This window comes from Morganella psychrotolerans (assembly GCF_001676055.1).
GTDB classification, from domain to species: domain Bacteria; phylum Pseudomonadota; class Gammaproteobacteria; order Enterobacterales; family Enterobacteriaceae; genus Morganella; species Morganella psychrotolerans_B.
Genome location: NZ_LZEX01000003.1, coordinates 64892 through 88767, shown reverse-complemented (window position 1 = coordinate 88767; position 23876 = coordinate 64892). Strand labels below are relative to the sequence as shown.

Below are 23876 nucleotides of genomic sequence, written 5' to 3'. Positions count from 1 at the left end.
CCCATGCATTCGTTTTGTTTACCACTATACCATTAACGGATCACACGACGAAACGGCGGAAGTGAATCCAGAATGCTCTGACCGTATCGAGTGTTCTTGATACGAGAGTCCAGAATGGTTACTGCACCGGTATCGGACTCAGTACGGATAAGACGACCTACTGCCTGGATAAGTTTGATGCATGCCTGCGGTACCGTAATTTCCTCAAAGGTGTTCCGCCCTGCTTTCTCCATCCACTCCGTCATCGTCTGGCTGACCGGGTCACTTGGCACGCTAAACGGCAGCTTGGCAATAATCACGTTGTCACAATAATCCCCTGGCAAGTCCACACCCTCACTGAAGGACGCCATCCCGAAAATAATGCTCGGCTCACCGCGATCAATACGTAACTTGTGACGTGACACGATTTCTGATTTAGGCATTGTTGTTTGCATCAGGATGCATTCTTTCACATCCTCCGGCATACCGGCACACACCTCGGTCATTTGCTTGCGGGATGAAAAGAGCACCAGGCACCCTTTACGTCGCAGCACTAATTTAGGCAACAACTCGATCAGTTCGTTTGTGTGCGCTTCTGCATTCTTCGGCGTGCTGCGCATCTTCGGCACGAACAGCACACCGTTGTTCTCGTAATCAAACGGGCTTTTCGCCAGTAAGGTCGGTGTGTCCTTTTCCAAACCCGCTTCATTCAGGTAGGCATCGAAGTTACCCATCGTCCGCAGCGTCGCTGACGTGATGATCACTCCATGCGCTTCTTGCCACAACTCTCTGTTCAGATGCTCACCGGCATGTACCGGGCTGCTGTGAATGATGACTTCAGATTTGTTGTCACGCTTAATGTTCACCCAGCGAGCAACGGGCACGGTGCTATCACCCTTTCTCGTGGGTGCAGAGAATCGTTGCAGGGCATCCAACAAGTTTTCCAGACGGTTTTTCAAATCACCAATCGCCATCTTGTGCTTGGCATTATCATCGGCCTGCACTTTATCCCCTGCCTCGTCGATAATAGTCGTCATTTTCTCAACCAAGATCTGCATTTGGTTTGTCAGATAGATGCCGTTTTTGAATAGGTCGCGTACATCCGCAGGGACATCGCCCTCAGGGAAACGATAGACGTCAATGCTACCGTGGTCGTTCCGGAAGCTCAGAGAAGATAAAAGGGTACCCCGAACTGACATCAGCTCAGTGGCAGTATCCGACGCCAATCCCACCAGCTTGTAAACGTGGTCATTCATCTTCTCGCCATAAGGGGTCTGCATATCCATGACCATGTCACTGACTTCGCCCAACCAGCGCGCTGTATTATCCAACGAGGCGTTAGCGGCAAAATGCTCAATGGCTTTGCTGGTCAGGTGATGCCCTTCGTCAAATATGTAGATGGCTTCTTTCGGTACCGGCAGGATAACGCCACCCCCCAAAGACAGATCGCTCAGGACGATATCGTGGTTAGCTATCACTACATCCACTTCTTCCAGTCGGCTGCGCGCGGCAAAGAAGGGGCATGATTTGTAATGAGGGCATTTAATCTTAGGGCACTGGCTGGCGACTGCGTTGACTTTGTTCCATGACTTGTCCGACAGTTCCAGCGGATATGTATCACGCTCCCCCGTCCATTCACCACTTTGAAATTCAGCACCCAGACTGTTCATGTCATCGCGGACATACCCATAGGCATTCAATTCCGCATCTACGTGCGCATCGTAACGCAAACGGCAGAAGTAACGACCTCGACCTTTCGCCATTGCATAAGTGAATTTCAAACCACCTTGGCTTTGGATTTCCGGCAGGTCTTTGACAACAACCTGCTCCTGGAGCGCAACGGTAGCCGTAGATAAAATGAGGGTCTTGCCCTTTTCTTTCGCTAGTGGGATCAGTGGTAAGCAGTATCCCAGCGTTTTACCAGTGCCGGTACCAGCTTCAACCACACCGACGACAGGCTTATCATTATCCTTCGGGATATCGTTAATCAGGGTTGAGCAAAAGCGGATCATGTCTTGCTGACCCGCACGCGGCTTCAGCCCCTTCGAGGTAAGGAAGTTGCTGTACGCGATGGCCGTCTGTTGCTCAGCGGTCAGTTTGTTTTTGTTGCTCATGACGATATCCCATAGATTTTTATTTACTGGGTTAATTTTACCGTACCACCAGCAATGACAAAGCGATTATGGGAAATAAACAGACGGCATTTCAGCAGACATTTCGCATGCGAAATTGAGAATGGAATTGAAATGTTTCGCATGCGAAATCGTGTTTTGGCTCTCAGGGAAAGTAAACATTTCGCATGCGAAATTTGGACGACTAACTCAGCAGACAAACCACAACGAAGCGAGGTATGCGCACCCAGCAATTTTGCGTTCTTGCTTTGGATCGAAGCTTTTCAGGATCACCACGATATGCGCCAATGCATACTTCAGGTCAACACCTTCCTTTGCCGCAGGTGGACATTCAAGCCCTTGGTAAAACCAACGCTCAACGAAGGCAACCCAGGGATTTTTACCTTGCTTGAATTCGTCCGGGATGAGATCCCACTTCGGTAAGAACTTCTCAATGTCAGGAGGGCCAAATGCTAGCATGACCTGAGTAATGTTTTCGTTCGGCATCCACGTTTTCATGATTTTCATTTCCTGTTTCAGGCTGTGGTTTTCAATGTATCGGCAATCAAGGTGATCACCGCGCACAGCTGGTTTTCGTCGGTAATGATTTTCGGCAGGGCGCTCACACATTCCAGGGGTAGATAGACATTTCCCCGGTAGGTCAGACGATCGGCGAGCACGTCATAACTACACAACCATTCGCTGTCGTTGTTTTCTTCCCAGATGCAAAGTAAGTAGGCACCGTCTATACGCTCAGTGGTGAGCGTAAGGCCGCGACGCTTGGCAAAGTTGTAAGAAGTCTTCATGAACTGCATGAGCACCCTACCATTGTTATTTGAGAGATTTCGCATGCGAAATATAGCCAAATTCATGACACGCATTTCGCTTTCGCCACCTTGGCTGCATCCATGTATTCATTATCCTCGTAAAGCACGCCTGATAAAGCGTTTGGCAACATAAAACCGCCAGTTTAGGCGGCTTTATGGTTGGAGTGAAAGCAGGGGGTCACCCCTTGGATTTCAGTTCAGCTATCTCGGCCTTGGTAGCTAGCCGTTGACTACCGAACAACTGTTTGATGAGTACAGGCTTCTCTTTCTTCCAGCCCTTAATCGTATTCAGACCGAACCGTTTTGGCGCGTTGTGATTCCAGCTTGCAACAACGCTGGTCTCGTTGACCTCGATGATCTGGATAGGGTGAACGGATACGGTGGGGATGTTCGTGTTTCCCATCTTAGTGCGTGAGATTGACCAGACAGTGTCGCCTGCCTTGAGTTTACTAATAACCATTGCTTAGCTCTCAGTGGATAGAGTGAAGCCGCCCGCAGGCGGCTGGTGGATGAACTTCAGGAGTTAACCCACGCAATGGTCTGCTCCAGCGCAAACTTAACGATGTCACATTGGTAAACGTGTCCTTCGTTTGCATCGTTTACGATCTTGGCCCCGATGACTTCAGCAACTTCGTAATACCAGATACCCGGACCTTCTTTGCTGATGAAGGTTTCGTCGCACTCTTCAACGATGTCGATTGCCAGCTCACGGATCCAATCCGCGCACTCAATTTCACCGCCACCAGCTACGTTAAAGTCGATGCGCGCTTGAGCATCATCGTCCTGCTTAATGAGAGGAACACGAGTTTCGTTGAAGCTGCTGAAGATGAACATCGCGACGAGAGTTGGATTCAGTGACATGATATTTCCCCGTTTAAGTTATTCGTTTTGTTTACCTCTTCTGAATCCAGTATCACCCAGCACTCACCGCTGACGAAGCGGAAAGGTCAGAAAAATTACTATTTTTAAAAAAGAATTAAAACGGCAACTTCTCAGGCTCCTCATCAGTGACGCGCAGAACCTCCACTTTCACGCCCTGCTCTTGCTGGGTCAATTCATAACAGCGCTCAGCTGCTAATTGAGATGAACACCACGAATGTGCATACCAGTCTCTCGACTCGTTTCGCGCAGCCACTGCATGGGTTGGTTTCCACGGAGATTGATGAGCTTGCACCTTTCCGTTGGGCAACATGCAGTAATAGGTTTTCAAACCAGTATTCATTGCGTGACTTCCTTTTGTGGGATGCGTAGAGAGGCGATCTCATTGCGGACGTGGTCAAAGCCTGCACCGGTATTCACATCGTAGTTTTCCACTACCGAACTCAGAACGTGAACTCGCTCACCTTCAGTTAATGGGCGTTCCAGGGATAGGTCAGCTTCTATCTCTCCCACGTTTTCAATGGTCAGCATGTCGAGCGCGATTGATTGGTCATCTGTGAAGTTTTTCAGCAGGTGGTTTATCAGGAAAGAGCGTGAACCGATAATCATGTGCATCTCCGCAAGGGGTATCTGATATCAGTATCGACCAACACAGTCCGCCGACAAATAGCTCAAAATAAATAATCTTTTCAAGTCACGACATAGCTGGTGGATTTAATTATTTCGCATGCGAAATCTATTCAGAGCGTCACTCCAAAAACTGTTTTCAGCCCAAAATTTCGCATGCGAAATATCATCTTCAGTGCATTGTAGAACGTGAGGCGTCAAATATATCTACCACACTGGTTAATATTTATTACGAGCATGGTATGATTAAAAAAGAAGATGAATAATTTCAAGAATAACGATTATCGGTATAGCGAGCAAATCCCTGCATTTGGTGGTTGTTTAGCACTAGACTAAACCTCGCCAGAACCGGGGGGCGTTATTTTTCTATACCGAATTTCGCATGCGAAATTTAAAGGAAAGAACATGGAAAAAAAAGCTGATAAGCCGTTGGGTAAACTAATCGTTGTATGCAGTCAAAAAGGTGGTGTGGTCAAATCTCAATCCACAAATGAAATTGCCTATGACCTTCAAATGGCAGGCAAGAAAGTGCTAATGATAGACGCCGACTGGACGACCGGCCTGACTGAAAGAACCTTTCCTGATGAGCTTCCTCTTGAGATTGAACGCGAACCGCTGAAGAATGAATTCACACCTGGGGAGGCTAATACCTACCAGTTGTTTATCCCTGATTCCACTATACAGCCCATAGAGCTTAAAGACGGTCGTCACTTCCTCGGCTCCACCAGCGAACTGAATGAAATTAACTATCGTCACTCAGATTGTATGTTCGATTTTCGTGATCGCATGTTGCAGTTGAAAGAGTATTACGACTACATCCTTATCGACTCCGCACCTTCGTATTCAAACGTGATGGTTGCCAGCCACATGGCAGCAGATTACTTGCTGATCCCAACGCTACTGGAGAAACAATCCCGTAACGCTGTGGCGAAGCAGATCACTTACATGCAGAAAATCAAAAAGAACTACAACCCGAAACTGCATTTTCTCGGCACGTACATTACACAAGCCACAGTCTCCAACTACAGTAAACCGTTGTTTGACGGTTACCTGGGCGCAGTAGATACGCACAACCTAAACATGCTGGTGGAGATACTCGAATCGAAGGGCTACAACAAAGACTACATCCTTGCCTATATCTCCTTCGCACAGGCAACCGCGAAAGAGGCTATAGAGCTTGGCCTGACATTCCGCGAATACGACTCTAAATCTAGACCTGCGATCCAGTATCAAGCATTAGCAGAAAAAATAGTTCAATTGGTAGGGTAATTCAGATGGCGAAAAAATCATTCAAAGCACTCATGAAGAATAAGCAGAACTCAGCTGCCGTTGAGGGCGTGAATCAGGTAATTGAGAACAAGTCCCCTGAATTTGATAAACGGGACGGGATGGCTCACCAGATCATGAGTGATATAGCTCGGCCAGAAATTGAGGCTGAAGGTCAAATCGTCCGTGTCCCGATAACCGAAGTTTACGCAGAAACTCAGGTTCGTCCAGATCAGGATTTTGATGATGAAGTGATTGATGGCATGGCCGACTCGTTTGTAACAGTAGGTATCCTCACACCGCCGCGCTGCTTTCCTCGCGACCGAAATGGTTACCGTATCTGGATGGGGGAAACACGCTGGAGAAGCGCTAAGAAGCGTGGTGATTCACACATTGATATCTATGTCGGTACTCCACCCAAAGACGACAAGATGCGCATCATTGGTCAGCTGATAGAAAACCTTCAGCAGTCTGGCCTTAAACCACTGGCGACTGCACTGGCCTTTGACGAGCTGAAACGCCTTCACAATATGTCAGGAGAGGACATCGCTAAGACCGTGGGGAAGCCAACCTCATACATCAGCAAACACCTGCGCTTGGTTGACGCTCCGGAATCCGTGATCAAGTTATTACGTGACGGGGTCACTTCTGATATTGATCTCGCGTATACGCTAACTCAGATAAGTGAGCTTAGCCCGCAAGTCACCGACAAGCTAACGTCCCAGGCACGCACTTCAGGGCTTACCCGCACAGACGCGAAAGGCGAGTTGGATAGGCTGAAGAGCAAAAAGAACGGTAAAATTTCGCATGCGAAATCCACCAGCAAAAACAAGAAAAAAGCGGCAAACGCAAGTCCAGTTTGGAGTGTGCAAGTTCAGTTCGACGGTCAGGTCGGTACGATAGTGACAGACCGCGCACCAGATGCAGATCACAAGGTATGGGTCAGAACAGTGGAAGGTGATGTATCTGTGGATGCAGCCAGCCTCATTGTTCAAGGCGTCATTAAGGGTTAATTGCGCTTCAGAGACCACGGGTTCCCGTGGCCTCTCTTTTCAGAACTACTCCCCTGTAACCTTGCAGTATTTCCTTCTCAGTTCAAACGCATCAGCGGCCAGAGCAAAAGCCACGTTCGCCACGTCTTCTTGTCGCGGGGCGTTGGGTCTATTTTGATCCCAAATCGAAGTAGATACCCCATTAAGGGCGCTTGCCAGTAGAGCATCGAAGAGCGCTTGTTCCTGCGCGTTATTGAATTGAATATGAGCCATAATCGGAACCTCACTGTAAGTAACGGAATAGGGTAAGCGACCGCCGAAGCGGTCTGAGTTGAATGTTTACGGTGCAAGGAATGTCACTTCATAAGAACTGAGTTTTTCATGTCGTTGAAGGCCTTCAGTCAGTGCAGTGATTTCTTTCCACAATGACTTAGTCTTCTCAGCAGCACCTACTGCCATACCATCGACCTTCAGGAAGCGCTCAGGGTGAGAGACAGTCAGCTTGCGCTTCACAGGATCCCAGTCACTGTGATGGCTGATTTGAATACTGATGTCTGCCAACTTTTCTGGTGCAGTGCGCTTAGTGTTAAGGACGGCTTCAAAGGTGAATACGATGCGGTCATTCTGATCTTCAGTGTCATACCAAACCGTGTAACGAGGAAAAGGACGTATGGCGCGACCAGTGCGACCCCAACAGGCGTTATAATCGCGGATGGAAAGCAGAGTCAGTTTATGAGAGGTAACGCCAGCGTAGTGGAGAAGGTCGGATAAAGTATGCATCATATTTCCTCATGTTATTTGTTTTGTTCACTGCCTAAATTCTCCCATGAGGCTCACCGCCAACGAAGCGATTGGGGCACAATTATTGCTGATTTGAATAATTAATTTACTGTCATTTCAGCGCCAGAATAGAGGAACGAAAACCGGCTGTTCAGGGAAAAGCGTTCCGGAAAATGAGCAACATTTCGCATGCGAAATCTGGAGATTAAAACGCAAGCGCCCCACCCGACAGATTGCCGAGCAGGGTATGGAAAGCGTTATTTTGAAATCGATTTTTAGGCGTTGGTTTTGACTAACGTACCGTTATCGCGCGCATAGTTGAGCAACGCAATATGTCGAGCTTGCACATCGGGTAAGTCAGTTGCATCGCCATTGGTGATCAGCCAACCGTTATTACCAGGGGTACTGTATTGCACCATGCGCTTTCCACCTGCCTGAGTGTAACGGTGTGCGTGTACTTCGACATCCTGAGGGAACATAAGGCCTCCTAGTTCCTGCTCTCAATGAAACGGATAACATCGTTGTTGCTACGTAGAACAACGTCTTTGTGCTCCACCCACTTGCAAGCACCGTTACTGCACGCAATCGGATCCTTAACCACCAAAGAGCCGTCAATATTGACCGAGTAATCGTAGCCCGCCTCAGCCAGAGCCAGACGGTAAGATGTAGCCACCAGCACGGGCAGCGCATATTCATCATCACCGCGAGTAAGCACTTTCTGTGCCGCTACAATACGCGCCGCAGTTCCGGCATTTGGTTCCAGCTGCTGGATACGCTTTGCATCTTCCAGGAGCATAGCGATCAGCTCTTTCAGTTCATTATTCATGACGGTCTCTCGAATTAGAAGGTGCTCCGAAGAGCACCAAAGAATTACTCAGGCTTGAAGTCTGAAGCGACAACAACGCGGAATAAGTCGAAGTCCTGCACAGTGGCTTTGCGCATATCATCCGAAGGGGTGATCAGCTGCGGCTCCATAGACAGGCAGGCACCCAATTGTGGTTTGCTTGCCAGAACACCCAAGATGTTTGGTTGCTCAGGGAAGGTATAACCAAAGGTGTGGCCGTTCTTGACCCAATAAGTACCGTTGATAGCGCTCATCGCATTTGTCCTTACGCTGGTGGATCAGTGGGTCAGATAATGATTGATGGCACGCTCAACGAACGAAACCGGTAGGCCGCTGCCTTGTGCCAGGCGCAAGGTATTGGTGCGAACCAGTTCACGCTCAAAACCAAAACTACGGCTGTAGTGATACCACAAAGTGCGACCCTTCTTGAACAGGTCTGACTCGTTGGCGATACGCATGAATTGGGCCGGAGTCTGGTTCGGGCGTTTTGCGGCTTGGCTGATAGCGTTCAGATTCATTGTGATGACCTCGATAGATGTTATTCGTTTTGTTTACTGCCTCTGTAAACAGTATCACTCACGGTTAACCGCTGACGAAGCGAATCGAAGAAAAAAAATAGTTTTTTGAATAGGGGAGTGCGTTACAAAATGGGGGAGCTTCCCCCATAGTTAAGATGGCGTATTACAGTTCGGAAATGCGGGTGGCATTTTGCATGCCGGAAAGTTTCACCCAGGCCATAACCTGATCTTTGTCCAATTGACCATTCAGCGTAATGTAGGCCGGGGCGGAAACCACCAGCGGATCACCCACGATGAAATGGACATTCACATCAACGCGGGAAACCCAGGGTAATGCAAACCAGAACACGGCATCGAACGGGGAATGGATAGTGATGCCATGTATCAGCTTCACTTCCCAGCGAACGCCATATTCATCACGTACACCACGATAGAGATTACCTCGATCGCAGGCCCAGTCATCGCCGTTCTCGTCACGCCAGATTAGCAGCTTATCATCTACGGCCTTAACGCTGGCTCCATAACGAGATAGTAGGTTCAGGACAGCTGCCGGATCGGTAGCGATGATACTTTCGAGAACCACCCGCGATTCACCACTAACTTGCGTTACCGTCACCGTGTCACTTTCACCGAACCAAACTTGATGACCAGTCTCTGCCAGGCGGGCAATTAGATTTAACATTGTTACTCCATTTGTTAATTATTCTTGTGTGAATAGTTAACCATGACCTCAGCAGCTGACGAAGCCAAAAGGGCAACAAAATTTTGGTACGATAGATTGATGCGGATTTTGGGACAGGGTAACGGCAAACCTCATCATGGTTAAGTCTGCCGTTAAGGATGGGCGATGGGGATCAGTTCTTACAGTCGAGTTTTTTCACGAGCCATCGCTCAATCGGTAGGTTGTTTAACTCCATTTCAATGGTACACCGCTGATCAGCGATGATAGCTTCATAAGTCACCGTGTCTTTAGAGACCACACCCTGGGAAATGAAAATCTTAGCGTTAGCCAGATAATCAAATGCAACCTTGCGAGCGATCTGTTCGTTTTCTTCGTTCAGATGAAGTTTAGGAAAGTCACCTTCAGGAGATGGCGTCTCGGTTTGTGCAAGCACAGGTAACGCGAGAAACAGTGATAATACTAAAATTAGCTTCTTCATCTGGTATCAACCTCTTTGAATTATAATCAGCCGAAGCATATCGCATTCATAATATTTCGGCTCTATTTTTTGGAATCAATACTGATACAGCAATTCGAATCGCTGAAGGAATGCAAGCCGGGCTTCCTCCGCAGGGAGAAGGCGCAAACCCATGATGTCAGCTGGTGGATATTTATCGGGGTCTGGCATCGCCTGCGCGCTATGACGGCCAAACATACCCATCTCACTCGCGAGCATTCGTAGGTCGGCTACCTTGACGTCCGGCGTTTCCACCAGCGGTAATCCGTACTTTGCCCGGATAGCGCGATCGACGCGACCTTCGATTTCCCGATAATCTGGTAACCGTGCCTTAAGGGGGCTACTCACGTCACCGCAATATGCTTCACTGGCATCATGCATCAACCCCTCAAACGCAAGATGAGGCTCAACTAAATGACTGACCAGTACACAGTGTTGCGCCACACTGTAATGCTGATCCAGGTGGCCGGTAAACCGACAGATATTAGACAACGCCGTCGCAATGTCTCCAATGTCGATTGCCTCCGGGTCGATGTCCAGGAAGGAAAAGCGTTTACCGCTGTAAGTGAGTATCCAATCAGGTGCGAAGCTTTGCTTTACCGGCAGGTGCATGGAGGACAACAACTGTGCCACCAGCGATCGCTCTAACACGGTCAGATTACCCGACGTATCGGCCTGAAGGACTTTGAGTTGCTCTTTAGTGTATTTGGGCAGTGTCATGAACGCTCCGATTTTGTTTGCGCTTTTCTTGCGCTGATTTTAATGCCAGTTTGTAACTTGCTTTGGCCGCTTTCTGGGTAGGAGACCAATCACCTTCTACGTCCCGCCCGAGATACGAGTAGTATTCGCAATACTTTTCGCGGTACATCCGATATTCGTACAGTTCGCCGTTGGTTCGATGCTCAACCAGGGGAGCGCGACTCCCCAGCAGAAACTCACTGAAGGTGTCACCACAATCCGCATTCAGGTACTGAGGATAGTGATTATTGCGTTTCACTTTTTTGGGCTTCGGCAACATCGCTAAGGCGATCGCTATACCGGATTCAGTCACCGTGAACAGGGTACCTCCACCCACCCAAGACGGAGCTGGTTGCCCAGTGGCATAACCAACATCCACCAGCGCCGTCCAAATTTCCACATCACGACCACTGGCGAGAAAGTAGTTACGATTGCTGACTCGGTTATTTTCATGGATGCCTAACGCATGCTGCATGAATTCAGCTTGCTGTCCGGTTATCTGCATCCCCAGAAAAGTCATAGCGCCACCTTTTGAGCAACTAGCCAATCGGCAATTTCTTTGCGGGAAACTGTATCCATTTTTTCCGCGCTTAATGTAATGAGCTCCGCTGGTACGGAAGAAAGATAGACACGGTAATTAGTCCGGCGCTTAACCTGCAATAGGTGAAGGGCGTAAACTAAAACTCCGCTACTGATGAGAGAAAAGGCCAATGCTGGGAAGGACGTTATCGGAAGCTCTTCGCTGCCATCATGGAGCCAAACCACCAGCGCCAACTCAATCATCACAATTGCCATCATGATGAAGGGACGCCATGCCCCCTGGATGGTACTGAAGCAGTCATCGCTAAATGCCATCAAGACTTGATGCGGTTGGTAAAGTGCCATATTGGTAGCTCCGTGATTGATTAACTTGAACTCAAACTATCACGGGGCATTTAGCTGACGAATAGCGAACGGGCACAAAAAAGTATCATTTTTCGGGGAAGGGATAACATCTGATTTCGCATGCGAAATGTCAGAAACAAAAACGCCACCGAGGCAGGTGGCGCTTAATCATACCGGGTATGAATTATCGGTTGAAGCAGGGGGCTAACCGACACACCGAGCATAAAGCGAAACCGATCAGATATCCAACTTGACGTCAGTTCGGGGACGACTACAACAAGGCAACACCTCACCCGGATTAACAAAAGCCAGGGGCTGAGTCACGTACTCAACAGTATCGGCCAGCAAAGGTACTCGACACGAACCGCAGTAGCCTTCGCGACATTGGTACTCAACCACAATACCCACCGACTCCAAACGCTCCAGGATAGTGCTCCCATCGCTGGTGGCCTCAATCCGCTTTTCGCTCTGTATGGCATGAATACACCCAGGCATAGCACCATCCAAATTTGAATTCAGATCTAACAGCACTCGCGAGACGCTAAAAAACGCCTCAGAGGCTCTCAGACGCATTTTATTGATTCCAGTGCAATCGTATATAGATTTAAATCCATAAATCGCCCTGAGTCGCCCTGAGGGCAAATTAGAGGGGATCTTGATCCTCCTCCGATCCACATTATGCAGCCACCGAACGACCCACCGCGTCCATAAAACGCTTTTCCCCTACACTGAACAAGAACGCATCCAGCGCTTTACGGCCTGCCGACTCGGCCCCTTCCAACGCCGTTGCCAGGAAGTCGATCGGGCAAACCATCCGGCCAGAAACCTTATGCGTCACCACCAGATGATGGTCTGTCATAGACCGGGTGACCAGAAACTCAACTTACTCACCATGCACCGATCGGCTAAATGTAGCCTCCACCGATGCACTCGCATAACCATTTGCTGTTTTCACCTTACCTACCAACTCCATTCGAATCTCCCTTGTTGAGTTTTTGTCTGGGGTTAATCCTACCACCAGCCATCCTCTGACAAACAAACTTGCCAGCGATTCTCTCGGCCAACCCCTCACAGGATAACAACACGTTCTTTTCCTGTTCTCGGTTCCCAAAATGACAAAACCGCCCAGATGAAGGCGGTTTCTATTCCAGCTTATCGCTCGCATTATTCCACGGTCGGAGGTTTCAGCGAGAAACGCCCAATTCGGGTATAGCGACCCAAATAGAATCCGACGAATGAACTCAACACAACACATAGGGTCCCAGTAAACCCAATCGGCTCATGTAACACATGTTGCTGAATATTCATGATCGCCCACATGCAACCGGCATAAAACAAAAAACCAGGTACGGATACCAAACGTCGTTCTCCGTTCGTCAATGGCCGAACCCAACCATACGCAGCACAACCAAACAAAGCGAAACAAATAAACAGGCTCGGAAATGCCCCATCAGCCAGAGCATTCATACCCGCTACAACCAGAAACAGTAACGAGACGTTAAACCAGTACAGTGACCCTGGCGCTGGAAGTGAACTACCAAACATACCTGGTTCAGATTGCACCTTCTGCGTTTCGATATTCATCTTACCCCCATGTTTTGAAATTCAGACCGGTAGTCCCGATCGCGTTGCGCTTGCGTCATCCCCCACGGATAACGTAAGCAATACTCTTGTTGGCAAACCACTCTTACGACTCATTCACAACAACAAAACAGGAAGGCGCTTTATCCCACCTCAGTAGGTCATCTTCCGAAAAAGCATCCATCCCACCCTGATTGCGCTACGTGAAATCTGGAAAACTAACTGCATGATAGCCAACCAACCGCAACGTAAAGCTATCCATTCTTTCCCACCATGAGTGCCAGGCAACCCATAAGCAGCATAGTTTTGGCACCGTAAAACAGCATGAGGAAAAACAAAGCGCAGAATATGGCAGGGGTAATATTCAGGCAAAGGTTTTCCACCTCGTTTTGCGCCCGTTTTTGGTCGGACATAAAACCAGATCGCCAAATACCCCCAGAGGAAAAAATGCTGAAAACCCCAACACCCCCAGAGGAAAACCAAAAAACACAAAAACCCCCGGAGGAAATCCCTTCCCAAAATCCAAAATGACATCACACCCACCAACAACCCCCGGAGGAAGTTCTATCGAGGCATCCTGCTCCAATAAACTTCATACTGAACCCACCATCCGCGACCCGCGAAGTGATTGCCTTACGCCCTAGAAATATTCCCACCCAATCTAGCGCCCGTAATATCCACACCAGAAACAACAAAAACAAAACAACAAATCACGCCCGTGCTCTCTCTTTGCTTACCCGCCACAGCCCACCATACGATGCACAAAACAAAAACAAACGCGCGCCTTCTCGTTTCGTTTACTTCCCCACCTTTCCCGTTCGCTAACAGACTCCGCAAAAAAACAAACCCGGTTATCCCGAATTCATTCCTGATACCACAGGGTCCGTTGAAAGCCCGAGGGTCGCCTAAGGCTCACTAACTGATCGCCTGAAGGCTCACTTGAGAAAAGTAGATGTGGTTAAATTTAGGTGCAAAAAACCGGGACGGTGCCCGGTTTCAGATGTGCTAAGACGATGCGTTAAATTAATTAAGGGAAGCAAGCTCGTGGATTGGTGCGCTCATGTTGAGAGACCAGCGTGAGACCTTGTACTCAGCATCAATCTGATAACTGACCAGGAACATGTAGATCCCGAAACACAAGCGGGATGGCTCAGTGAAGCCCAGCATACATTTCGACTGACGCGCCCCGAAAAGCGACATCACCTTCAAGAGCACATCCTGATCCCAATCATCAGCATGAGGGATATATACCAGAGTGTTGCGTTGAAGTCCCTTCGCAAATACGTCCAGTGCAGCCTGATCGCTATCGGCCTGAGTCAGAACCTTCACTGCCGCGACCTTCTTGTGATTCGCGATAGCATTAACGATTTCCACTGTCCCAGTCAGAATGTTACGAGTCGCCTTAATCCCCCAAAGCAACTCTTCGTGTTTGGTGCCCAGATTGCGAGTGAAGTTGGCGCAGATTTCACCAATCGCAGTTGTTGCATGGGTGTTAACGATTTCGTGAGACATACTCAAATTTCTCCTAAAGTTAATTTTAACCATACCAGTCGTTTTGTTCACACAACTAAAGCCCCACGCTAAAGCTGCTTCCTGCTCTCCGTTATCCGCCGAGATAACAGCTGCCGAATTGCTCGGTTCTTTTTCATCTCAGAACGGATCAAACTAAGCTGCGGTTCGTAGGTAACAATGAGGGTCAATTCACGGGGTGTTGCATCCGTGAAAACTTTTGCCGGATAACTCTCCCCCTTGTTCACCTTCAAATACTTCGGAACCACCCTTGCAACTTCCCCACCCGCTTTTCGCAATGGTGTCATCCTTGCCCAGCGGATCCGAACAGATGGACCCTGCTTAACAACGTTAAATGAGTAGTGCGCTTTTTCACCGCCAGCGGTTGCTAGCTTCCAAAAATCCTCTCTCAGCGTTGTAGCTCGGCAGTCAAAACATCCGCCGATCTATCCAGGGCTTTAACGCTTTCCTCCAGATGCTTGATGTAGCTTTCCACATCCATCGAGTTACCCTCACATTAAAAATTCAAAAAGGTCAAAAAAACGGAACCCCTATTATTACCCCACATGAGATCTCTTCCGGCTAAAGCAAAAACACCCAAAATCGGCTCAAAAAATCAGTTTTACCAAAAAAACAGTAATATTATTACGCCGCCTGAGTGATCTCATGGACTCTTTCTCTGTTTTAGCACTCTCATGGCGAAAAGAAAGGCATCAGAGTTGTTGAGTTGCCACATGAAAATGCCTTTTTGCAAAAAGTTCGGTTTTCGGGACCCGAAGAGGCCTAATCACTGTTTTTGAGCCAATCCCGTATATGATATGGCATCAGAGTTCTCTTGTGGCATTTCCCTTGATTGGCACTCTCATGGCGAAAAGAAAGGCATGAGAGTTCAAAACCGTTCAACCTTCTAATCACCAGGCACACTAAGCACTAAAACGACACTTCAATTCAATGTTTTTCGTCCTCAAAACGGGGCGCTTTCCTTCTTGCCGTCTAAAAACTCACAACCAGGAAAGCGCAGATTGCGGTCAAAATATCCGCGAATGGAGGTGGGCGCTGGTGGGTCTCTTCAATCAAAATAATTCGTTCCAACCGGTGAAAACTTGACCGAAATTTAGGTTAGGTTATTTCGTCAGCGGAGATGCTCATGATAAAACAGGGGAGCTAAATTGCGTCGATAACAAGGATTGGCCCTGAACGGATAGCCCCAATTTGCGGCCTTAACTAGCCATAAATTAGGGATAAATCAGGCCTTGAATGAGGGCTAAATCTAGCCTTAAAACGCGGCTAAATGTAGACGTAAATTAAGGCCTTTTTTGTCCTCGTTTTGTCGATGAAAAAGGGTGTTTTGTGATTTTTGAATAGATATGATGTGCCCCAATTGTATCGGGGCGAACGAATTTTTCGGGGTGATATCACGACTGCCTCACCTTGCCAACAGCATGAGCGGGCAAGGATGAGGGGAGGCTGAAGGGTGTCACAAGCTGTAATTATGTTAATAAAAGGTTAACAAATGAGTAAGAAAAACGCGATCGTATGTGGTGTGGATATTGGTTATAGCAACGTCAAAATTGCGACTGGCGATGCTTTTGCTTCCGTACCTGATGTCTCAATCTTCCCGGCGTATGCCACGACGGAAGAAGAGGAAGACGTGAATCTGGTGAAGCGCAATCGCGCCCACGAAGTCACCGTATACCCGAACGGAAACATGTGGCGAGCATTTACCGACCGCCCAGACGGACGTGAATTACACGACAGTTATCACACCACTGAAATGTATATGGCATTGTACTTTGGTTCTCTGGCGAAGATTGCGGAAAAAGTCGGGAACACCGTTGACCTCTTAGTGACAGGTTTACCGGTAAGGCTTGCTAGCGACGATAACGAGCGCTCCAAATTGGTCGCGAGACTGACGGGAACATTCGCAATTAATCCGACCACGAAAGTAACGGTCAAGCAGGTCATGGTTATCCCTCAAGGAGTCGGTGTCATCAACGATGTTGCGAACCGCGAAGGCTTCATCAGCGAAGATGAGCTGTCAGAATCCAATATTCTGGTTATTGACCCAGGCTTTTTCTCGATGGACTACGTCGCCTTCAGTAACGGAAGTCGTGTAATGGGCTCCAGTGGCTCTTCTTTGAAAGCCACTAGCACGATTATTGAAGGGATTGTTCGCACGCTGAATGAAGAAAATCCGCATGAGCGCCGGGACGATCTGCCGGAAATGGTCGAAATTGCATTACGTAAAGATGCGCCAACTTTCTTTAATGGGGCGCGCCATATTGAAGTTAAACCGCTGCTTAGCAGAGTCATTCCTCAGATTGCGGGTGGCGTAGTGAAAGAGCTACGTAAAAATGTCCGATCGCTGGGGGCTATCCACATCATTGTGACAGCAGGTGGCGGGGCTCCCTACTACGAGTTGGCCGTGCGTGAAGCCTTCCAGAATGCCCGCGTAGTGACGAGCCCAAATCCGGTCGCCAGTAACGCAATTGGTTTTTGGAACTATGGCGTTGACACTGTCATCTACGGTGACGCATAACGTATAAGGATGCGCCATGCAGTTACGGGTGACGATTAATGACATTCTTTGTCCCGAGCTCGCTGCGTACCTTGAATCCTGTCCGCCAGGCAAAAGAAGTAGCGCACTGGTAGCTCTGGCGAACAGGGCTTATCTCGAAGGGTTGGGGCGTGAAGCAACGCCCGCCATTTATAAGAAAGGCAAAGGTAACGATAAGCAGCGTTCACAAAAATTGGTAAAAGGAGAAGAAAGAGGGCAGAATATTTCGTCGCCGGTGGGGACCGGTCTACAATCGTCTTATTCTGAAAGCCAACCAAAGTTAATGAAACAAAATGTTACTCAGTCGTTGGCATCACAAGTAGTAGAAGCTGTATCAGTTATACCAGGAAGCATTATTGAGTCTCTGGAGCCGTGTGGGGCGGTGTCGATGGAGAGCGAGGCAGGAAGCGAAAAAACATTGTCGGTATCAGTGGGCACTCAATCCGCTGAGAGGGATACCGATGTAAACGCTGAAAAGTCGGTTCAAACAGAGGAAGCGCTGCCGCGTAAACGGTTCCGCTTAGGCTAAGCCTCTCTGGTTGGATTGGGGGTAAAAAAAATGGGTAAGTTACTGTTAAGCGCCAGTGTGGCAGCAGTAATCCTCTCATCTCAAATCATGCCAGCACATGCTGGAGTGGTTGATTTAAGAGGAACGGCATGGGAAAAACATGCCAAGAATGAATGCGGTCTTGATCCACATCTCTTATACGCTGTAGCTCTGTGGGAGAGTAAGCAGCGTGCCGGTGGCGGCGGTTTTGTCGCTCCAAGTCCTTGGGCACTGAATAATGCAGTTTACGGTGCCTACTATCCAAAAAATTATGAAGATGCGAAAAGAGCGCTTAAGCGTTATATGGCTGCGTCTACCGTAACTGATATCGGAATCTCTCAGGTCAACTACCGCTGGAACGGCAGGTACGTCAGCAAGCCAGAAGATCTTCTGGATGTAGACACCAACATCCGCGTGGGCGCGAAAGTGTTATGCAACGCTATCAAGAACTCCCCGGATGACATTGTTTTAGCGATTGGTAGTTATCACACACCGAACCCGGAACTGCGCGAAAAGGCGCGGAACTACGGAACGAATGTGCTCAGGATCTGGAAGAGGCTGATTGAAAATGGTTAATGAAAATATTTCTTTATTGAGCTTTGCAGCTTCTTTGGAAACTCGTGCGCAATCTTTTTTCCGCAGTCCATTTGTACTGTCTGAAGATGATCGTTCCGTGCTAAAAGACAAAGACCTTCTGGCTCAACTGACAAAATCTGTTAAATCTTACAACGTACCTGTTTTCATCGTTGACTACATGCCTGGGCGTAAACTCACCGAGGTGGATAACTTCGTCCGGCATGACTCCTACATCCTCCGGCTGGCGCTTCTCGTGTTCAGTATCAGGGTGAAAATTCTAAACGGAACGCTGGCGGAGTCATTCTATTGGCTAGGCTCTGATGAAGCATTGAATTTCATTGAGCGTCTTGACGATAGTCAAACCATTGATGCCATCATCAAAGGTGAACTATATATCAAGCCAGTTAGATCGCTCAGAGAGCTCGCTTCTGGAGAGTGGAGTTCAGTATTTGGCAGTGACAACCCGCACATGACTTTGCCTGCCTACTTACAATTACGTTATGAACATTGGAGCACAGAACTATGAAAGCAGCACTCGTAAAAGATGAAGATGTCTTTGCACTGGCACAACGCATGGTAAAACTGGGCTTCCGTCGTCGTATTATCACGACTTCATTGAACGCCAGCGACCGCCTTATAGATCATCTGAAGAAGCAGTTCGGACAGGATGAGGTCGCTATAGGGCGATTAAAACTGTCAGAAACCTTCTTGGCTTCGCAGCCTAAAAAAATGGAAGCAACTAACTTCATGAGCATCTATTTACGCCGGGCTAAAGACCCCAGCAACCAAGATGATATCAACGAAGTTGTGGATTCCTTTGAGGTTTATCGTGAGCTCAACATTCGATTCCGTCCCTCGATTGCCGCTGATGTTATGCTGCATCCTAATGAGGCCTGGACACTGGCCCGCGATTTTCGCTCCGATGAGATCCGAATGATAAAGTGCATTCACTGTAAAATGTCCTTTATTTCCCCATTCGATTGCGACCGCTCCAACAAAAAGCAGAAATGTCCATTCTGTGAAGATAAGGCTCATTAATGCGTAACTGCTTGAAGCTATTACTCTTATCGGCCTTCGTTATGCAAGGTTGCACCTTCAGCACATTACCAGGAAGTCAATTAGTGGCCCCTGGCTACATGCGTGTGAATCTGTGTCAGAAGCTGGATACACCAGAACTTTGTAGCTCAAAGTTTGGGGAGTTCAGAAAACGCCTTGTTGTGAAAGACATTTCCTCCACAGCGGGGTTCATCATTCCAGATTCAGTTGGTTGGGGGTGGGCAGTAAACAAAGTGAACGTGCCGTTTATTTTCTATGACCCTATATTGGAACAGGAAATCACTCCACGCCCAGGGGAATTTGTACCTGGGAACTTTGAACCAGCACTACGAGTTCCTTGCACAAAAACGGTATCTTGCAGTAAAGAACAAGTGCTAATAGCTTGGAAAGATTCAATTTAAATTAAATGTTTAGTGATAGATCCCTTATTTCAAAAATAAGGGATTTTTTTGCGTGGATCCCTTCGTCAGCTGTTGAGCCGGGGTTACTATGATCTCAACACGAAGAATTACTTACCTGAAACCCTACAAAACAAAGGTACTTAACATGAAAAAGATTTTGACCGCATCCCTGATCACACTGGTAATGGCAATGACGGGTTGCGCTTCTAAACCTGAACCGATGCCAGTAGATGTTAATCCATCTGAAGCGTTGCAGTTCGCCCGCGCCATGAACCTATTTAAAATCACAGACGCTGGCGATGACTACCTCATTTATAACCGGTTAACTGAAGATGGGCGTGCATTACCTCTTGTGACTCCGGTCAAAGCGGGAGATCTCGGTGAGACTAAGCACACCGATGGTGGCTTGACGGAAGTTGCTCTTGGGTTAGCTATTAACGACCCATTTTCAGCAATCGTAGGTTTTGTAACAGATAAAAAACCACGACCTGAAGGTGACGGGCTAGCAAGAATTGCTTCATGGTCAGACAAAGACCAAGAGGCTGAATGGAAGGATGTATACGCAGATTACAAACCAGCAATGATGCGTATGGATGGGTACAACGATTACAAAGGGTGTAAGGACCAGTCTTGGACATTTCTTGCAAACCTTTCAATGTCAGATACCAGCCACTTACCAAAGCCGCCTAAAATGGCAAATCCAGGTAAGTACAAAGCAGCCGCTGTATCTTCCTGCTTCTACTATTTGTCCGCAAAGAAAAGCAACTTAACGCATTTCAAAGCGCTCTCAGCCAAGTTGGGAGACAAGCGAGCAGTGTTCGTTCCTGGTTCTCAAGAGCACGCGCCCTTCGTGTTCTATAATGGGCAGGCATTAGAATTTAGAAAATAGAAACGGCGTTAAAAAAAGAAACCCCGCCAATGACAAATAGCGGGGTTTTTTATTGCCTATCAGCGAATTATCTTACTTGGATTGAATCACCAGCCTTCTCTTTAAGGTCATTGATATCGATACTGGCAACGCCGCTTTGGAAGCGTTCAAGGCTGTTCTTGCGAGTGCCATCAACGTTCAGGATACTCCCGGAGCCAGTGATGCTGTCGAGACTTACCGATTCCGGAGTTGGCAGCAAATCGGCGGAATAAAGTGAACCGATCCATTCGGAGAGGTCTACTTTAGAGAAGTCGATGCGCCCAAACTCTTCTAAAGTTAATCCGCGACAGTCTGGGTTTTTACTGTCACCCCATCCAATACCAAGTTGCTCACGACCTTGCTCCTGGAAGATGCGGCCAATCTGTGAGTTGAAGGTGCAATAGCTGGAGCGTTTTTCAATGCATTGCCCCAAAATCTTGCTCTGACACCAGCTATCGATGAAGGTAGCGAGTTTAGTCTCCTTTTTGACGGCCAGCTTAAACTCATCAGCGGTACATGCCCAGATGATGTTCACCAGGATATTGGCAATCTGATAGGCCATATAAGCATAGCCAACTACGGATACTGCGCTAACCAGCGTCGAAGATAATTCGACTGAACTTGCTAATGCGCCATCTGTACCTACAGCCGCAACGGTCTCAGATCCAGCAGCTGTTCCACCAGCCTGGAATATAGCATTAGTAACACTCGCACCGAATGTATCCAGCGTCCATTGTGCTGCTTGTTTTGTCAGCGTGCTTACAGCCTGATCCATCACTTGTCCGATGCCGAGGTCAGCAACCTTGTCAGCTACCGCAGAGCCTGCATTTCCCGTTAAGCTATCCAACGCGGACATAGCAGGTTTAGTGATCGCATCCAGTGCGCTGCTACCAAGCTCTTTGCCCATATCAAAAATACCTTTTCCTTGCTCAAACATACCTGCTTTAACCGCTAATGCATCGGAAACTTTCAGGGTGTAGTAGGTCAACTGAAGGTACTCAATCCAACTAACATCAACAGGTTGGTTACAACAATCGACCCAGCCTCCCATTGCTGTTTTACATGTAGCCGCCTCGCCTTTAAACAGAGTGCAAGCACGGTCAACGTTGATGGTTTCATCACCACAGGTCATTTCGTTCACGGCATAGGTTGCAGCCTGAAGCATGGCTACAGCCGTTTGAAAATCACCACTAGGCTCCGATGTCGGCGTCAAACAGGTACCATTGATACACTGCACGGCACCTGCACACTGATAGGTTTCAGATTGAGTTGTGCTCGGTACAGTGACATCTTGGCCGCAATCCCAAGTTTCGGTTGCCTGCCAGCATCCGCTTTGACCACCAGCAGCCCCAGTTAAACAAGTGGACTTTATGAATTGACACGCATTGTTATTGTCGAAGTCCTTACAGGTATTGTTCACTCCTCCATCAGTACCACAGTTGGATACGACGGTGGCGCTTCGACAGAATGGCGAAAGCCCAGCAATCGGAGAAGGCTTTAGATCATTCTCGCAAATTGTCACGCCGTTGATGTAAGCACAACCATTAGCATCTGGTGTGACCGTTTCATTACAGGTTACAGAGTAATTCTGACAGTAACCCTGGTTAACGGCATCTAAGAAGGTATTAAAACCATCTTGATTGTCAGTAACCCATTCATCACGGCTTACCGCTTTAGATGGGTCATATCGAACTTCAAGCTTAGCGTAACCTTCGCCTTCACCATAAACTGACACTCGTGTTTTGAATATCAGCTCATCACCGCTTTGTACTTTTCTAAAGTTTTCGGTTACATCGACATTTGGGTTAACCTGCCAACTAGTATTTAACTCGCATGGGCCAGGAGTTTCAGGTGGGAAAAGCTCTCCTTTATGGTAATTCCAAGGACGTTTTTCCCCCTTTGTTCCCGCATCTTCCATACCTGCTACAGGTCCTGCGAATATTTTATCGTCCCCTAAATAGATTTGGACGTAGTCATCCCAGGTTGCATAGGTTAATTTGGCGGTGGAAATGGCCTGAGGGTTATAAACACGAACGCCTGTAAATTCCTCATAAATCTTGCATCTGCCACTCCAGTAGTTATCACCGACCCTACCCACCCACAGGGTGACACAAGCTTCACCACAACTTTCGATGTTTGCAGAGCCTGAACTGTGGCTCAGAAAACCTGCCACGTAAGGGTGTGTTATACGATAGGTACCACTAACGCTTGTCGTGCGGGTACACTCTTTGAAATCTGGAATATGCTGTTTCACACCATCAGTATTAAGCTCTGATGTCATTGAGCAGTCATCCAGATCCTGCATATATTTATCCTGATTTGCCAGGAAGTCTTTGTGCTTGTCAAAGATAGAGTCCGTGGCTTTCAGTTTTGCTGTTGTTTGAGTTGAGCCTGCAACCGCGCGATAAGCCTCACCGCGTAAGGATGATTCTGATGCCAGCGCTGAGCCTGTATCAAAACCTAGCTTTTGGGTTTCACCATCATTACCGTAAACGGACTTTAGCTGATCTAATGAAGTGGATGACCCTTCACTTGGGTAAACACTATTTAAATTGACCGCTTCACCGTTACCGTATTGTACGGTACCGTTGCTATTGGCGGATAGGCTAGGCAGAGAGTTATAGAATTCAACGGCGGACTGAGCACTGGATGCCGAGTTCGACGAGTAAGCGTAAGGGGCATACATTGCGACTCCCAAATGGCTCATCGTGAACAGTGTGCAGACCGTTTTTGAAAACCAATTTTTCCTGAAAAGGGGTATCATTCGTAATCACCTTGTAGAGATTGCAGGCATTGATAAGTAGGAGCTCAATTGAAAATTTCGTCACCGGAAAGAACTGTGCGAGAATCAATGCATAGAGACGCCATTGAGCAAGCATAATTCAATGGCGTATACGGGCAACAAAGAAGGGCAGCAAAACGAGGTGCTTTTCTTTCACTAATATTTTGGAGTTGAATATGAGTACATTCGGCGCACACGGCGTAGACTATCTGCCTCCTATTGTGATTGATAACACACCAATAAGAGCGAAAAAAAACTCCACCTAAACCGGCAGGGGTTCAAAGAGACATTGCGCTTTGCATGTTTTGGCTGATGCTCAGTATTCCAGTCGCCTAT

The 23876-nt window shown here is 47.9% G+C and carries 32 protein-coding genes; 8 read left to right on the top strand and 24 right to left on the bottom strand.

What is annotated here, in order from left to right; all coding sequences use genetic code 11:
- Positions 1–32: 32 nt before the first annotated feature.
- From dinG to AYY17_RS04745, 7 genes are all read right to left on the bottom strand, one after another.
- A complete protein-coding gene (gene dinG, locus AYY17_RS04775) occupies positions 33–2093 on the bottom strand; it encodes an ATP-dependent DNA helicase DinG (protein WP_067421766.1) in 2061 nt (686 codons plus the stop codon).
- A 207-nt stretch (positions 2094–2300) separates the two neighbouring features.
- Complete coding sequence (locus AYY17_RS04770) at positions 2301–2609, bottom strand: hypothetical protein (protein WP_067421764.1); 309 nt, start codon at positions 2607–2609, stop codon at positions 2301–2303.
- Between the two features lie 17 nt (positions 2610–2626).
- The gene (locus AYY17_RS04765) at positions 2627–2896 is read right to left on the bottom strand and encodes a hypothetical protein (RefSeq protein WP_156656641.1); all 270 of its coding nucleotides are present in this window, start codon (positions 2894–2896) and stop codon (positions 2627–2629) included.
- A gap of 199 nt (positions 2897–3095) precedes the next feature.
- The gene (locus AYY17_RS04760) at positions 3096–3377 is read right to left on the bottom strand and encodes a hypothetical protein (RefSeq protein ID WP_067421762.1); all 282 of its coding nucleotides are present in this window, start codon (positions 3375–3377) and stop codon (positions 3096–3098) included.
- Between the two features lie 56 nt (positions 3378–3433).
- Entirely contained in the window at positions 3434–3778 is a 345-nt protein-coding gene (locus tag AYY17_RS04755; protein WP_067421760.1) for a hypothetical protein, read from the bottom strand.
- A gap of 115 nt (positions 3779–3893) precedes the next feature.
- A complete protein-coding gene (locus tag AYY17_RS04750; protein WP_067421758.1) occupies positions 3894–4139 on the bottom strand; it encodes a hypothetical protein in 246 nt (81 codons plus the stop codon).
- The gene (locus AYY17_RS04745) at positions 4136–4405 is read right to left on the bottom strand and encodes a hypothetical protein (RefSeq protein ID WP_067421756.1); all 270 of its coding nucleotides are present in this window, start codon (positions 4403–4405) and stop codon (positions 4136–4138) included. The genes AYY17_RS04750 and AYY17_RS04745 overlap by 4 nt, the downstream gene beginning before the upstream one ends.
- 423 nt (positions 4406–4828) lie before the next feature.
- Here AYY17_RS04745 and AYY17_RS04740 point away from each other — a divergent pair, with 423 nt between their 5' ends.
- Positions 4829–5692 (top strand): ParA family protein, encoded by an 864-nt coding sequence (locus tag AYY17_RS04740; RefSeq protein ID WP_067421754.1) that lies wholly within the window; start codon positions 4829–4831, stop codon positions 5690–5692.
- A gap of 5 nt (positions 5693–5697) precedes the next feature.
- Positions 5698–6702, top strand: a complete 1005-nt coding sequence (locus AYY17_RS04735; RefSeq protein ID WP_067421752.1) for a ParB/RepB/Spo0J family partition protein — start codon at positions 5698–5700, stop codon at positions 6700–6702.
- Positions 6703–6747: 45 nt separating this feature from the next.
- Here the strand turns inward: AYY17_RS04735 and AYY17_RS04730 are convergent, their stop codons facing one another.
- The 16 genes from AYY17_RS04730 to mobI form a co-directional block, all read right to left on the bottom strand.
- Complete coding sequence (locus AYY17_RS04730; protein WP_067421750.1) at positions 6748–6954, bottom strand: hypothetical protein; 207 nt, start codon at positions 6952–6954, stop codon at positions 6748–6750.
- Between the two features lie 66 nt (positions 6955–7020).
- Entirely contained in the window at positions 7021–7461 is a 441-nt protein-coding gene (locus tag AYY17_RS04725; RefSeq protein WP_067421749.1) for a hypothetical protein, read from the bottom strand.
- Between the two features lie 275 nt (positions 7462–7736).
- Entirely contained in the window at positions 7737–7940 is a 204-nt protein-coding gene (locus AYY17_RS04720; protein ID WP_067421747.1) for a hypothetical protein, read from the bottom strand.
- Between the two features lie 8 nt (positions 7941–7948).
- Positions 7949–8257, bottom strand: a complete 309-nt coding sequence (locus AYY17_RS04715; RefSeq protein WP_162271096.1) for a hypothetical protein — start codon at positions 8255–8257, stop codon at positions 7949–7951.
- 74 nt (positions 8258–8331) lie between these two features.
- Positions 8332–8559, bottom strand: coding sequence for a hypothetical protein (locus tag AYY17_RS04710; RefSeq protein ID WP_067421743.1), 228 nt, complete (start codon positions 8557–8559; stop codon positions 8332–8334).
- 24 nt (positions 8560–8583) lie between these two features.
- Positions 8584–8823, bottom strand: coding sequence for a hypothetical protein (locus tag AYY17_RS04705; RefSeq protein ID WP_067421741.1), 240 nt, complete (start codon positions 8821–8823; stop codon positions 8584–8586).
- A gap of 163 nt (positions 8824–8986) precedes the next feature.
- Entirely contained in the window at positions 8987–9505 is a 519-nt protein-coding gene (locus AYY17_RS04700) for a hypothetical protein (protein WP_067421739.1), read from the bottom strand.
- 172 nt (positions 9506–9677) lie between these two features.
- Positions 9678–9983, bottom strand: coding sequence for a hypothetical protein (locus AYY17_RS04695; protein ID WP_067421737.1), 306 nt, complete (start codon positions 9981–9983; stop codon positions 9678–9680).
- A gap of 75 nt (positions 9984–10058) precedes the next feature.
- On the bottom strand, positions 10059–10721 hold the full coding sequence (locus tag AYY17_RS04690; protein WP_409274736.1) for an HD family hydrolase: 663 nt from the start codon (positions 10719–10721) through the stop codon (positions 10059–10061).
- Positions 10699–11259 (bottom strand): hypothetical protein, encoded by a 561-nt coding sequence (locus AYY17_RS04685; protein WP_235845278.1) that lies wholly within the window; start codon positions 11257–11259, stop codon positions 10699–10701. The genes AYY17_RS04690 and AYY17_RS04685 overlap by 23 nt, the downstream gene beginning before the upstream one ends.
- Positions 11256–11624: a hypothetical protein gene (locus AYY17_RS04680; RefSeq protein ID WP_067421735.1), complete on the bottom strand. Its 369-nt coding sequence runs from the start codon at positions 11622–11624 to the stop codon at positions 11256–11258. Before AYY17_RS04680 ends, AYY17_RS04685 begins: the two co-directional genes overlap by 4 nt.
- A gap of 237 nt (positions 11625–11861) precedes the next feature.
- Positions 11862–12119 carry a class I ribonucleotide reductase maintenance protein YfaE gene (gene yfaE, locus AYY17_RS04675; RefSeq protein ID WP_067421899.1) on the bottom strand — a complete coding sequence of 86 codons (258 nt, stop codon included), beginning with the start codon at positions 12117–12119 and terminating at the stop codon, positions 11862–11864.
- A gap of 181 nt (positions 12120–12300) precedes the next feature.
- Positions 12301–12483, bottom strand: coding sequence for a hypothetical protein (locus AYY17_RS04670; protein ID WP_067421733.1), 183 nt, complete (start codon positions 12481–12483; stop codon positions 12301–12303).
- Between the two features lie 305 nt (positions 12484–12788).
- Complete coding sequence (locus tag AYY17_RS04665) at positions 12789–13208, bottom strand: hypothetical protein (RefSeq protein WP_067421731.1); 420 nt, start codon at positions 13206–13208, stop codon at positions 12789–12791.
- A gap of 1020 nt (positions 13209–14228) precedes the next feature.
- Positions 14229–14717, bottom strand: a complete 489-nt coding sequence (locus tag AYY17_RS04655; protein ID WP_156656640.1) for a hypothetical protein — start codon at positions 14715–14717, stop codon at positions 14229–14231.
- Between the two features lie 68 nt (positions 14718–14785).
- A complete protein-coding gene (gene mobI, locus AYY17_RS22690) occupies positions 14786–15127 on the bottom strand; it encodes a conjugative transfer protein MobI(A/C) (RefSeq protein ID WP_412779007.1) in 342 nt (113 codons plus the stop codon).
- Positions 15128–16227: 1100 nt separating this feature from the next.
- Between mobI and AYY17_RS04645 the strand changes: the two genes are divergently transcribed.
- The 6 genes from AYY17_RS04645 (at position 16228) to AYY17_RS04615 (ending at position 20740) form a co-directional block, all read left to right on the top strand.
- Entirely contained in the window at positions 16228–17253 is a 1026-nt protein-coding gene (locus tag AYY17_RS04645) for a ParM/StbA family protein (RefSeq protein ID WP_067421722.1), read from the top strand.
- Positions 17254–17269: 16 nt separating this feature from the next.
- Positions 17270–17800: a hypothetical protein gene (locus tag AYY17_RS04640; RefSeq protein ID WP_067421721.1), complete on the top strand. Its 531-nt coding sequence runs from the start codon at positions 17270–17272 to the stop codon at positions 17798–17800.
- A 30-nt stretch (positions 17801–17830) separates the two neighbouring features.
- Positions 17831–18394: a transglycosylase SLT domain-containing protein gene (locus tag AYY17_RS04635; RefSeq protein WP_067421718.1), complete on the top strand. Its 564-nt coding sequence runs from the start codon at positions 17831–17833 to the stop codon at positions 18392–18394.
- Positions 18387–18920 (top strand): hypothetical protein, encoded by a 534-nt coding sequence (locus AYY17_RS04630; protein ID WP_067421716.1) that lies wholly within the window; start codon positions 18387–18389, stop codon positions 18918–18920. The genes AYY17_RS04635 and AYY17_RS04630 overlap by 8 nt, the downstream gene beginning before the upstream one ends.
- Positions 18917–19432, top strand: coding sequence for a FlhC family transcriptional regulator (locus tag AYY17_RS04625; RefSeq protein ID WP_067421714.1), 516 nt, complete (start codon positions 18917–18919; stop codon positions 19430–19432). The genes AYY17_RS04630 and AYY17_RS04625 overlap by 4 nt, the downstream gene beginning before the upstream one ends.
- Positions 19433–19996: 564 nt before the next feature.
- On the top strand, positions 19997–20740 hold the full coding sequence (locus tag AYY17_RS04615) for a hypothetical protein (protein WP_156656639.1): 744 nt from the start codon (positions 19997–19999) through the stop codon (positions 20738–20740).
- Positions 20741–20807: 67 nt separating this feature from the next.
- Here the strand turns inward: AYY17_RS04615 and traN are convergent, their stop codons facing one another.
- Positions 20808–23522, bottom strand: a complete 2715-nt coding sequence (traN, locus tag AYY17_RS04610) for a conjugal transfer mating pair stabilization protein TraN (RefSeq protein ID WP_067421708.1) — start codon at positions 23520–23522, stop codon at positions 20808–20810.
- Between the last annotated feature and the right edge of the window lie 354 nt (positions 23523–23876).

What these genes read in the sequence shown, in the direction of transcription:
- dinG (WP_067421766.1), bottom strand. Translation starts at nt 2,093, where the DNA reads ATGAGCAACAAAAACAAACTGACCGCTGAGCAACAGACGGCCATCGCG.
- AYY17_RS04770 (WP_067421764.1), bottom strand. Translation starts at nt 2,609, where the DNA reads ATGAAAACGTGGATGCCGAACGAAAACATTACTCAGGTCATGCTAGCA.
- AYY17_RS04765 (WP_156656641.1), bottom strand. Translation starts at nt 2,896, where the DNA reads ATGAAGACTTCTTACAACTTTGCCAAGCGTCGCGGCCTTACGCTCACC.
- AYY17_RS04760 (WP_067421762.1), bottom strand. Translation starts at nt 3,377, where the DNA reads ATGGTTATTAGTAAACTCAAGGCAGGCGACACTGTCTGGTCAATCTCA.
- AYY17_RS04755 (WP_067421760.1), bottom strand. Translation starts at nt 3,778, where the DNA reads ATGTCACTGAATCCAACTCTCGTCGCGATGTTCATCTTCAGCAGCTTC.
- AYY17_RS04750 (WP_067421758.1), bottom strand. Translation starts at nt 4,139, where the DNA reads ATGAATACTGGTTTGAAAACCTATTACTGCATGTTGCCCAACGGAAAG.
- AYY17_RS04745 (WP_067421756.1), bottom strand. Translation starts at nt 4,405, where the DNA reads ATGATTATCGGTTCACGCTCTTTCCTGATAAACCACCTGCTGAAAAAC.
- AYY17_RS04740 (WP_067421754.1), top strand. Translation starts at nt 4,829, where the DNA reads ATGGAAAAAAAAGCTGATAAGCCGTTGGGTAAACTAATCGTTGTATGC.
- AYY17_RS04735 (WP_067421752.1), top strand. Translation starts at nt 5,698, where the DNA reads ATGGCGAAAAAATCATTCAAAGCACTCATGAAGAATAAGCAGAACTCA.
- AYY17_RS04730 (WP_067421750.1), bottom strand. Translation starts at nt 6,954, where the DNA reads ATGGCTCATATTCAATTCAATAACGCGCAGGAACAAGCGCTCTTCGAT.
- AYY17_RS04725 (WP_067421749.1), bottom strand. Translation starts at nt 7,461, where the DNA reads ATGCATACTTTATCCGACCTTCTCCACTACGCTGGCGTTACCTCTCAT.
- AYY17_RS04720 (WP_067421747.1), bottom strand. Translation starts at nt 7,940, where the DNA reads ATGTTCCCTCAGGATGTCGAAGTACACGCACACCGTTACACTCAGGCA.
- AYY17_RS04715 (WP_162271096.1), bottom strand. Translation starts at nt 8,257, where the DNA reads ATGCTCCTGGAAGATGCAAAGCGTATCCAGCAGCTGGAACCAAATGCC.
- AYY17_RS04710 (WP_067421743.1), bottom strand. Translation starts at nt 8,559, where the DNA reads ATGAGCGCTATCAACGGTACTTATTGGGTCAAGAACGGCCACACCTTT.
- AYY17_RS04705 (WP_067421741.1), bottom strand. Translation starts at nt 8,823, where the DNA reads ATGAATCTGAACGCTATCAGCCAAGCCGCAAAACGCCCGAACCAGACT.
- AYY17_RS04700 (WP_067421739.1), bottom strand. Translation starts at nt 9,505, where the DNA reads ATGTTAAATCTAATTGCCCGCCTGGCAGAGACTGGTCATCAAGTTTGG.
- AYY17_RS04695 (WP_067421737.1), bottom strand. Translation starts at nt 9,983, where the DNA reads ATGAAGAAGCTAATTTTAGTATTATCACTGTTTCTCGCGTTACCTGTG.
- AYY17_RS04690 (WP_409274736.1), bottom strand. Translation starts at nt 10,721, where the DNA reads ATGACACTGCCCAAATACACTAAAGAGCAACTCAAAGTCCTTCAGGCC.
- AYY17_RS04685 (WP_235845278.1), bottom strand. Translation starts at nt 11,259, where the DNA reads ATGACTTTTCTGGGGATGCAGATAACCGGACAGCAAGCTGAATTCATG.
- AYY17_RS04680 (WP_067421735.1), bottom strand. Translation starts at nt 11,624, where the DNA reads ATGGCACTTTACCAACCGCATCAAGTCTTGATGGCATTTAGCGATGAC.
- yfaE (WP_067421899.1), bottom strand. Translation starts at nt 12,119, where the DNA reads ATGCCTGGGTGTATTCATGCCATACAGAGCGAAAAGCGGATTGAGGCC.
- AYY17_RS04670 (WP_067421733.1), bottom strand. Translation starts at nt 12,483, where the DNA reads ATGACAGACCATCATCTGGTGGTGACGCATAAGGTTTCTGGCCGGATG.
- AYY17_RS04665 (WP_067421731.1), bottom strand. Translation starts at nt 13,208, where the DNA reads ATGAATATCGAAACGCAGAAGGTGCAATCTGAACCAGGTATGTTTGGT.
- AYY17_RS04655 (WP_156656640.1), bottom strand. Translation starts at nt 14,717, where the DNA reads ATGTCTCACGAAATCGTTAACACCCATGCAACAACTGCGATTGGTGAA.
- AYY17_RS04645 (WP_067421722.1), top strand. Translation starts at nt 16,228, where the DNA reads ATGAGTAAGAAAAACGCGATCGTATGTGGTGTGGATATTGGTTATAGC.
- AYY17_RS04640 (WP_067421721.1), top strand. Translation starts at nt 17,270, where the DNA reads ATGCAGTTACGGGTGACGATTAATGACATTCTTTGTCCCGAGCTCGCT.
- AYY17_RS04635 (WP_067421718.1), top strand. Translation starts at nt 17,831, where the DNA reads ATGGGTAAGTTACTGTTAAGCGCCAGTGTGGCAGCAGTAATCCTCTCA.
- AYY17_RS04630 (WP_067421716.1), top strand. Translation starts at nt 18,387, where the DNA reads ATGGTTAATGAAAATATTTCTTTATTGAGCTTTGCAGCTTCTTTGGAA.
- AYY17_RS04625 (WP_067421714.1), top strand. Translation starts at nt 18,917, where the DNA reads ATGAAAGCAGCACTCGTAAAAGATGAAGATGTCTTTGCACTGGCACAA.
- AYY17_RS04615 (WP_156656639.1), top strand. Translation starts at nt 19,997, where the DNA reads ATGAAAAAGATTTTGACCGCATCCCTGATCACACTGGTAATGGCAATG.
- traN (WP_067421708.1), bottom strand. Translation starts at nt 23,522, where the DNA reads ATGATACCCCTTTTCAGGAAAAATTGGTTTTCAAAAACGGTCTGCACA.